The following is a 10,126-nucleotide window of genomic DNA, read 5'->3' on the forward strand; positions in this document are numbered from 1 at the left end:
ATACCCCGCCGCTTGCGGCGTTAAAATGGACAGGAACCTTTTAAGGTCTTGATACCTCACTGCTTGCGGCGGGGTTGTTCATTACTATAATGATGACAATGATGCGTATTTCCGGCATAAGATGAAAGAAGATAGACAAGATAAAAATAGAGAAAAGCATGAAGATCGTATCGAAGGAAAAAAAACGTGAGGGCAGGAATAGGAATTCTCAATCCGAAACCCCAGCAGTAGGGAGACGTTAAATGAATAATCAGCGAAGGATGACCAACTACTTTACCGATGGAAGCACTTAACGGTATCTTTATTTCAATTTTCATCAGGTACTACACGTTTTTGCAAATCTGCATAACTGCTATTAAATACTGCCCAGATGAAAAAATAACCGACTACAATACCTGGTGGTTGGCCTTTTCCTAAAATATGATAGCTTTGAAATTGATATCACAGGTGAAAAGTGGTGGCAGATTTTCCTGATGCTCCAACTCATCAAGGGTGAAAATGTTTTCTGATAATCTGTGATACCATAATGCAAGCGATGTCCTGACCTAAATGTCAATCTAGTCAATTCAAGTAGTAGGTCAGGAAAAGTAAAAAGAGTTGACACTGCGTGCATCAGCGGATTTTTTTTCTCCGACCTCCGACCTCCGACCTCCGACCTCCGACCTCCGACCTCCGACCTCCGACCTCCGACCTCCGACCTCCGACCACTGTTCACTTCAACGCACGCACATAGGACTGCAGCGTGCACAGTGCTTCCTGTCCCCGTTTTCGGGCGGCGATCCCCTTGGCAGCGGCCAGCGCGGCGGCGGGGGTGGTGACTTCCGGGACATGGTATCGGATGGCGGTCTTGCGGATATGGGCATCGTCCTGCTGACTCTGTCTGCCGCTGGGGGTGTTGACCACCAGTGCCACATCGCCGGTTTTAATGGCGTCCACCAGGTCGGGCCGACCAAAGCCGAGCTTTTTCACCAATTCGGCCTGGATGCCGTTTTTCTTTAAGAATGAATGGGTGCCGCGCGTGGCCTGGATGCCGAACCCCATCTCCTGGAACAGCCTTGCCGGCTCCAATATGCTCGGCTTGTCGGTGTCGGTGACCGTGATGAGTACTTTCCCCCGCCGGGGAAGGGTGGGGCCGGCGGCTTCCTGGGATGTATAGTAGGCCATGCCGAAAATCTCTGCCAGTACCATGACCTGACCGGTGGACCGCATCTGGGGCCCCAGGAGGGGATCGGCCTCCCTGAACGTATCGAAGGGAAACACCGACGACCGGATGCCATAGTGAGGTAGCAGCCGGCGGGGCAGGTCCATTTCGTCCAGGGTCATGCCCAGCATGATTTCGACAGCCCTCTCGGCCATGGGAATGTTGCAGATCTTGGAGACCAGCGGCAATGAGCGGCAAGCCCATGGACGGGCAGCCAACAGATAGACCGAATCATTGTATACGGCGAAACGGGCGTTGAGCAGCCCTTTGACATCGAGTTCCAGGGCAACCTTCTGGATGTAGGCGCTGATGGTCTCCAGGTGGCGCGGCGGTGTGCTGTACGGGGGCATCACCATGGCCGAGTCTCCCGAATGCACGCCGGCCAGTTCGATATGCTCCATGATGGCCGGCAGGTAAATCGTCCTGCCGTCGCAAAGGGCATCGGCTTCCACTTCGATGGCGTATTCCAGGAACTGCTCCAGCAGCATGGGCGATTCAGCTGAAACGGTTGTATTCATCAAATCCTGTTCCAGCATGTGGGCATCCATGACGATGCCGTAGCGATTCCGCTGTCTGTCTGCCGGTACACTGGTTACCAACGGGTAGCCGATGGTTTCGGCCAGATCCATGGCCTGCTCCGGGCTGTGGGCCATGCCGATGTGGGGGTGGGGAATGCCCATGTCCGTCAGCAGGCCACTGAAGCGCAGGCGATCCTGCGAGAGCGTCACCCGCTCATGGGCGGTTCCCCATACCGGTAAACCGGCGTCACTTAAATCGCGTGCCAGATCCATGGCTGCGTATCCCCCGAATTGGAGAATGACACCTTCGGGATGTTCCGAGCGGTAGACGGCCTTGAGATCGTCGGCTGTCAGCGGTTCAACATAGGTGCGGTCCATATCGCTCAACCCACCAGCAGCGGCGGGATTGGCGTTGACCATGACGGCCTGGCGCCCAGCGGCTCGAAGGGCTTTGGCGCCGTGTACACAGCAGTGGTCCAGTTCGATGCCGTGGCCGATGCGACCGGATCCGGGGCCGGCAATCAGAACACTTTTGCCCAACGGGGCGTGCCGGGTATGGCCACCGGCGGGTGTGTTGAACCAGATCCTTGATGGTCCGCGATCAGCCGACGCACGGGGCTGGATGTTGACTCCGGCATCGGACAGCACGCGGCCAGCCGCATCCGGCGAAATATTCAGCAGGCGGGCCAGGCCGGATTCGGGAAACCCGGCGGCGACCGCCTGCTGTATCAGGACCGCCGGCGGCGTTTTGCCCGCCAGATCGACCAATTTCGTTTCCAGAACCGCCAGATCGGCCAACTGAAGAATCCAGTGGATGTGGATACCGGTGACCGTGGCCAGTGCTTCCGGGCCGGCACCCATTTTCAGTGCCTGGTGGATCATGCACAGACGCTCCGGTGATGGCAGGACCAGCCGGCGCATCAGGTCATCGAGGCTGAGCGGGCTAAGCTCGGGTATGAGGCCCACAAGCGGCTGCCGGGGGGAGCGGCCACGCACTGCCTTATGAAGGGCTTCCAGCAGGCTGCGACCGAGTCCCATGGCCTCCCCGGTGGACTTCATGCGGGCATCCAGCCTGGCGGTTTCCCCGGCAAAGCGTTCGAATTCCCAGCGCGGCAGACGAACGGCAACCGTGGCACCGGTCTCGATACCCGCAATTGGCGACCCCTGTGTGGCCATGACATCGTCCAATTCTGTTCCCAGGCTGAGGCGGGCGTGGATGGTGGCCAGGTCGATGTCGAAGGCTTTGGCGCAAAAGGCGCTCATTCTCGAAAACCACGGGTTCATGGCCAGGACCAGTACCTGATCCGCCGTCGGTCCGACGGCGAATTTGACGTTGAGTGCGCCGGTCACCTTGATCTGGCCGGCCAGTTTGCACGCCGCCGCTTCAATTTGCCGGCGGGTCTCATCCTCGATGGTGATCGGGGGGATCACGGCCGCGGAATCACCGCTGTGAATACCCACGGGATCCATATTCTCGGCCATACCGACAACCTCAACCCGGCTGTCTGCATCTCTGAGCAGTTCCACCTCCACTTCGCGATACCCGGAAAGCGCCTGTTCGATGCGCAACCGGCCCACCTTTTCGGACGGCAGCCGTCCGCCGGAAGCCAGCAGTCGCAATTCTTCGACGTTGTACACGATGCCCTGGCGCAGGGCACCTTCTGGATCGGCGGCGCGCACAAATACAGGATATCCGATGGTCTCGGCAATGGATGCTGCATCTGATACACTATCGGTGGATTGCCCGTTCGGTGCTGCCAGGCCGAGGTCATTGAGAAGATCGAAAAATGCCGATGGGTTGTCGATCAGAGTCAGGGACCTTTCGGTCGCCCCCAGCAACCGGATGCCGTTGTCTTTCAGCAGGCCGCTGCGGCTGCAGGCTTTGGCCAAAAGCAAGGCCCTCGGCCCGCCGACGGTGGGCAGGAGCGCGTCGGGCTTTTCCCTCAGGATGATTTCCGTAAGTGACTGCAGGGTCAGGGGGACCATGTAGGTGCGATCGGCCGTTTCCATATCCGCCGCCAGGGCGGACGGGTCGCAGTGGATCATCACCGTTTGAAGTCCCGCTGTTCTAAAAATCTCGCACGCCCGACAGGCAGCGTCGTCGAATGCGCCGGTCTGTCCGATTTTGACGGGGCCGGAGCCAATGATGAGGACTTTTTCCATTGGGGGGTGGGGCGACATGCTCTCTCCTTAAATGGGTTTCAGGGTTCTAAGGGTCTTCAATCCTTGAATCCCGGAGCCATCGAATCCTGCCGTCGAAAGCATTGCTTTCATACAGCATTTTTTAAAGTGAATTGTCAGTGTCAGGGGGCCAGGTGACCGTCATCGATCGCTTTTTGGATCATGTCCCGGGCAAATCTCCACAGGTCCGGGGCGCCGTCGGCAATTTTCCGGTTTCGGCCGATCACCTGGGATTTGACGATACCGTGTTTTTTCCACATCTGTCCGTTGGTGAACACGTTGTGCATCAGCGGCTGAAGGCGGTCCAGCGCGTTGGCGAATTTGGCTTCAGGCGTTCGGGATGTCTCGAATTCATCCCACAGGGCCCGGATCTCGGCGGCCTGGTCGGGCGGAAGCAGATTGAAAATGCGTTCGGCCGCCGTTGTTTCCCGCTGGGCCTTGTCTGCATACCCCGCCTCATCGTAGCAGTAAGTGTCGCCGGCATCGATCTCCACCAGGTCGTGGACCAGGACCATCCGGATGACCTGCAGCAGGTCGATGGCCTCGCCGCCGGCATATTCACCTAACACCAGGGCCATCAGGGCCAGGTGCCAGGAGTGCTCGGCATCATTTTCCTGCCGCGATGCATCGGTGAGCAGGGTCTGGCGGTCGATGGTTTTGAGCTTGTCCACTTCGCGGACAAATGCGATCTGTTGTTCCAGCCGTTGAAGGTCCATTACTGGCTCACTTTTCCAAAACGCGGTTAACTTAGGTTTCAGATAATATGAACATATTGACCCAAAACCGGCCAGTTTTCAAGCAACAATATCGGTAAAATCGCCTTTCTATTGGCTTGACATGAACCGGCTTTCAAAGTAAAAATCCCTGCTTACCATGAAATTACCGATACGGAGGCATCGATGGATTACAAGAAGACCCTGAATCTTCCAAACACCGGCTTTCCCATGAAAGCAAACCTCGCCGCCCGCGAACCCAATCAGCTGGAAGCGTGGGAAACCATGGGACTGTATGGCCAGATCCGGGAGGCGTCAAAAGGGCGTCCGACCTTCATACTGCATGACGGCCCGCCTTATGCCAACGGCCATATCCATATCGGGACGGCGCTGAACAAGATATTAAAGGACATCATCATCCGTTCCCGGCAGATGGCCGGCTTCGACGCCGCCTACGTTCCGGGTTGGGACTGCCATGGTTTGCCCATCGAACACAATGTGGACAAGGAGCTCGGGTCCAAAAAAAAGGAGATGACACAGGCCCAGATTCGCCGCCGTTGTCGGGCTTACGCCGAGAAGTTCATCGACATCCAGCGAGACGAGTTCAAGCGCCTCGGTGTCATGGGCGAGTGGGACAATCCCTACCTGACCATGAACTACCGCTACGAGGCGACCATCGCCAGAGAGTGCTGCAAGTTCGCCTTGGACGGCAGCCTGTTTCGCAGCAAGAAGCCGATCCACTGGTGCTGCAGCTGCAAGACCGCCCTTGCCGAGGCCGAAATTGAATACCACGATGAGACCTCGCCCTCGGTGTACGTTAAATTTGCGCTGAAGGACAATCCTGCGGATATTGCCGCGGAGTTGGCCGGGCGGGAGGTTTCCGTGGTGATCTGGACTACCACTCCCTGGACCCTGCCGGCCAACCTGGCCGTGGCCCTTCATCCTGATTTCGACTATGCGGCCGTCGAAACCGGTGACGGGCAGGTCCTGATCCTGGCTCGGGACCTGGTGGAGGCCTGCATGCCGATCTTCGGCATCGCCGATTACCGTATCCTGGCCGATCTCAAAGCCCGGGACCTGGAAAACAAGCGCTGCCGGCATCCTTTCTATGAACGGGATTCGCTGATCATCCTGGGCGACCATGTCACCCTGGAAGCGGGAACAGGTTGCGTGCACACCGCCCCCGGCCATGGTCGCGAGGACTATGACGTGGGCCTTCAATACGGCCTAGACGCCTATTCGCCGGTGAACGACAACGGCGTGTTCACCGAAGAGGTCGACCGGTTTGCCGGGCAGTTCGTTTTCAAGGCCAACACCAATATCAACCAGACCCTCGCGGACGAGGGGGTGCTGCTGGCCAAAGCCGATATCAAACACAGTTATCCCCACTGCTGGCGATGCAAACAGCCAGTAATTTTCCGGGCGACCCCCCAGTGGTTCATCTCCATGGAGAAGACGGGCCTGCGCCGCAAATCCCTTGAGGCGATCGACCAGGTCAAATGGATTCCCCACTGGGGCCGGGAACGAATTTTCGGTATGATCGAAAACCGGCCGGACTGGTGCGTATCTCGCCAGCGGGCCTGGGGCGTCCCTATCACGGTCTTCGTCTGTGACGGCTGCGACGCCGTCCACATGGACGAGGCGACCATGAACCATGTATTCGACCAGTTTGCCGCCCACGGGGCCGACGTGTGGTTCGAAAAGGAGGCGGCCGACCTGCTGCCCGAAGGCGCAGTATGCAAAAGCTGTGGCCATGGGTCCTTTACCAAAGAGACCGACATCCTGGATGTCTGGTTCGATTCGGGCGTCAGTCATGCCGCCGTACTGGAAGACCGTGACTACCTGCAGTGGCCGGCGGATCTTTATCTGGAAGGCAGCGATCAGCACCGGGGCTGGTTCCACAGCGCGTTGCTCACCGCCGTGGGTACCCGTGGACAGGCGCCGTACCGCAGCGTGTTGACCCACGGCTTTGTGGTTGATGCCGAGGGCAAGAAGCAGTCCAAATCCCTGGGTAACGTGGTGGCGCCCAAGACGGTTATTGACAAATACGGGGCTGAGATTCTGCGCATGTGGGTGTCGGCGTCCGACTACCGGGACGATGTGCGGATTTCCGACAACATTCTCAAACAGCTCAGCGATGCTTACCGTCGAATTCGCAACACCAGCCGCTTCCTGTTGGGGAACCTTAATGATTTTTCCCCGGAGACCGACAGCGTGCCGGTCGATCAGATGCTGGAGATCGACCGCTTTGCCCTGCACACGCTCCAGGGGTTGGTGGCGCGGGCGCTCAAGGCGTATGACACCTACGAGTTTCACGTGATTTACCACCGCCTGTACAACTACTGCACCGTTGATCTCTCCTCATTTTACCTGGATATATTAAAGGACAGGCTCTACACCAGCCCATCGGCGTCCACGGCCCGGCGCAGCGCCCAGACTGCCATGTATGCCATTTTAGACGCCATGGCCCGGATCATGGCGCCCATCATGCCCTTCACGGCCGAGGAGATCTGGCGCCATATGCCGGCGTTGAATGATAAGGCGGAAAGTATTCACCTGGTCGCATTTCCCCAACCGGACCCCGGTCTGAAGGATGACGTCCTGGCCAACAAATGGGAAACCCTGATCAACGTGAGGGCTGAGGTGACCAAGGCGCTGGAAAAGGCCCGTGCGGAAAAGGTGATCGGCCACTCCCTGGATTCGTCGGTTACAGTCGGCCTCAGCGAGGATCTTTATGCCATCATGAGCGGTTTTAAGGATGATCTTCGATCCATACTCATCGTTTCCCGGGCGGCCATGGTAGCCGGGGAGATTTCCGGTGCCTACGTCGGCCAGGAGACCGAGGGCATATGGGTCAAAGTGGAGCCGGCCGGCGGCGTAAAATGCCAGCGGTGCTGGGTCTACGACGACAGCGTCGGAAAAATTGCCGAGCATCCCACGATCTGCAGCCGTTGCGGCAGTTCGTTGGCGCAGATCGACCTGATGGGAACAGCAACGTGATCAGCGGAATATGAAAACCACCCGACCGGATACCCCCGAATCCGACAATCGTTCGGTCATGCATGGAAAAAAGGCCGCCCGCGAGGCCCCGATGCCCTCGTTGGGGTTCATGCCGTTCTTCATGATTACCGTCGTGGTGGTGCTGCTGGACCAGGCGACAAAACTTTTGGTTCTGGCCAAGATACCACTCTATCACTCCATCCCGGTGATCGAGGGTTTTTTTAACCTGACGCATATTCGCAATCCCGGAGGTGCCTTCGGTTTCATGGCAGCCGGCAGCCAGGGGGTCCGCAACCTGCTGTTTATCGGTGTTTCGATCGTCGCTATGGGACTGATTGTCTATTTTTACCGGAGCACACCCAAAACCTATCCTTATTTGGCGTCGGCCCTGGCCATGATTTTCGGAGGTGCCGTCGGCAACCTAATCGACCGGTTGCGCTTCGGCGAGGTGGTCGATTTCCTGGATGTATACGTGGGGGCCTACCACTGGCCGGCCTTCAATGTGGCGGACAGTGCCATCACCGTGGGGATCACGATTTTCATTGCGCACTTGGTGCTCGGAAAAATGCCGGATTAGCGAGCCAATTTCAAAAACGTTCCATTATGGCCAATGTCTGCGTTGGTCTCACATTTCAATCCTCGACATACACTTAGTATGCCTCCGGCTGAAATGATCGTCCGCCTTGATCTTGACCAAACTGAAACGTTTTGAAACGGGCTTTTTTGTTACTTGGGTTCTTTGAGTTTATTGGGTATATAGGGTTTGAAGGATTAAACCCATTACCGATTTTCGAATAGTGAATATTCAGTCTTCCGACCTCTGATCTCAGTCTTCTGATCCTATGTCAACTATCGCCTACCATGCCTTTGCCGACTATCTCAGCCGCGCTGTTCCCGCCGACTGGCCGGCGGTCACGTTGGTATGCGGAGAAGAAATGCTATGCAAAAAGGCGTGTGAGGGGATCCTGGACGCGTTGATACCCCAAGCGGAAAGAACCCTCGGGGTCGAGCGTTTCGATGGCGGTGAAGAACCCATTGGCGGGGTACTGTCCAGCATGAACACCTATGCCCTGCTTTCTGGTTCCAAGGTTCTGGTGCTGCAGGACGCGCGGCTATTTTACTCAGCCAAGGTCCAGCAGGGGCTACGAGAGAAGATGGTGCAGGCCGCCCAAAAAGGCGACATGAAAAAAGCCTCGCGGCCGTTTTTAAACCTGATGGCGCTTACCGGTCTGGCCTTAGAAGATCTGACCACGCCTGCACTGAGAATAAAGGTGGCCGACGATGTGGATGGCGAACCGCCGTCGTGGTTTTCTGCATTGATGGATTTTTGTCGCGAAAACGGGCTGCGAATCCCGGAACTGCAAGATGATGCGGATATACTCAAAACAGCCATGGAAAAGGGCTTTCCGGATGGGCACCGCCTGGTGTTGACCACTGATTTCGTCGATCGTCGCAAAGCCTTGTTCAAAGCCATCGTTGAAACCGGCCTGGTGGTGGATTGCACCGTTCCCAAAGGGGAGACGCGGGCGGACCGCATGGCCCAGGATGCGGTCATGCAGGCGGCCATGGACGATGCCCTGGCTCAGGCGTCAAAACGAATGGCTGTGGATGCCCGCAAGCGGCTGATGCAGTGGACTGGATTCGATCTTCGCACCCTTACCGGCAACTTGGAGAAACTGGTCAGCTTTGTCGGCGATCGAGAAACGATTAGCGACGCGGATGTGACAACCGTGTTGCGGCGCACCCGCAAGGATCCCATCTTCGAGTTTACCAATGCGGTGGCGGATCGGGACCTGCCTGCCATCCTGTTTTTCATGAAAAGCCTGCTGGATGACGGAATGCATCCGCTGCAGCTGCTGGCGGCTGTGGCCAACCAGATTCGCCGGCTGTTGCTGGCCAAAGACTTCATTGTCAGGGACCGGGGCCGGTCCTGGTCTGCCCGCATGACCTTTCCCCAGTTTAAATCCGGTCCGTTTAAAGCGGTTCAGGCCGACGATGCGGCGTCTGCATCGCATACGCAAGCGTGGGATTCGCTCCTGAATCCCGCCACTGAGGGAAAAAAAAGAAAAAAGGCAGCCACCAGTGATCTGGTTCTGGCCAAAAATCCGAAAAGCCCCTTTCCCGTTTTCCAGACACTCAAAAAGGCGAACAACTTTTCAATAGAAGCGCTGACAACGGCCATGGTTGACTTGAGCCAGATCGATGTCCGCATGAAATCCACCGGCCAAGACCCCCGGATGCTGCTGGAAACCTTCCTGGTTGGTCTGTGCCGGAGAGCAGGTGGATAGGTGGCTATTAAATCACACCCAAACTGAGCGATTCACCTTTCTCGAAGAAGGTCGATGGGTAACGATCACGGTTGGGTGCCATCGATGGTTGTATTCAAAAGGTGAAATCCATTGGGTTTGCCGATCTTTATCCGCCTCAGGCGGATCACCCCATCTTCGGCGTTAGATATCGCCGCGCATAGTCCACTATAGCGCGACGACATCTGCCTTGAATCTGCGGCAAGC

5 protein-coding genes are annotated in these 10,126 nt (G+C 57.1%); 3 read left to right on the forward strand and 2 right to left on the reverse strand.

All coding sequences use genetic code 11. From position 1 onward, the window contains the following. Window positions 1-711: 711 nt before the first annotated feature. Together carB and QNK41_RS21905 are read right to left on the reverse strand one after the other, a co-directional pair. Complete coding sequence (gene carB, locus QNK41_RS21900; protein ID WP_319261674.1) at window positions 712-3,900, reverse strand: carbamoyl-phosphate synthase large subunit; 3,189 nt, start codon at window positions 3,898-3,900, stop codon at window positions 712-714. Between the two features lie 122 nt (window positions 3,901-4,022). Then, window positions 4,023-4,616, reverse strand: a complete 594-nt coding sequence (locus QNK41_RS21905; RefSeq protein WP_319261679.1) for an HD domain-containing protein — start codon at window positions 4,614-4,616, stop codon at window positions 4,023-4,025. Window positions 4,617-4,799: 183 nt separating this feature from the next. Between QNK41_RS21905 and ileS the strand changes: the two genes are divergently transcribed. The 3 genes from ileS to holA all read left to right on the forward strand — a co-directional run bounded on the left by ileS (window position 4,800) and on the right by holA (window position 9,901). Continuing rightward, on the forward strand, window positions 4,800-7,613 hold the full coding sequence (ileS, locus tag QNK41_RS21910; RefSeq protein ID WP_319261682.1) for an isoleucine--tRNA ligase: 2,814 nt from the start codon (window positions 4,800-4,802) through the stop codon (window positions 7,611-7,613). 10 nt (window positions 7,614-7,623) lie between these two features. After that, on the forward strand, window positions 7,624-8,190 hold the full coding sequence (gene lspA, locus QNK41_RS21915; RefSeq protein ID WP_319261686.1) for a signal peptidase II: 567 nt from the start codon (window positions 7,624-7,626) through the stop codon (window positions 8,188-8,190). 265 nt (window positions 8,191-8,455) lie between these two features. Continuing rightward, complete coding sequence (holA, locus tag QNK41_RS21920; RefSeq protein WP_319261689.1) at window positions 8,456-9,901, forward strand: DNA polymerase III subunit delta; 1,446 nt, start codon at window positions 8,456-8,458, stop codon at window positions 9,899-9,901. Window positions 9,902-10,126: the final 225 nt, after the last annotated feature.

This window comes from Desulfosarcina sp. (assembly GCF_033791525.1).
In the GTDB taxonomy this organism is placed as follows: Bacteria; Desulfobacterota; Desulfobacteria; order Desulfobacterales; family Desulfosarcinaceae; genus Desulfosarcina.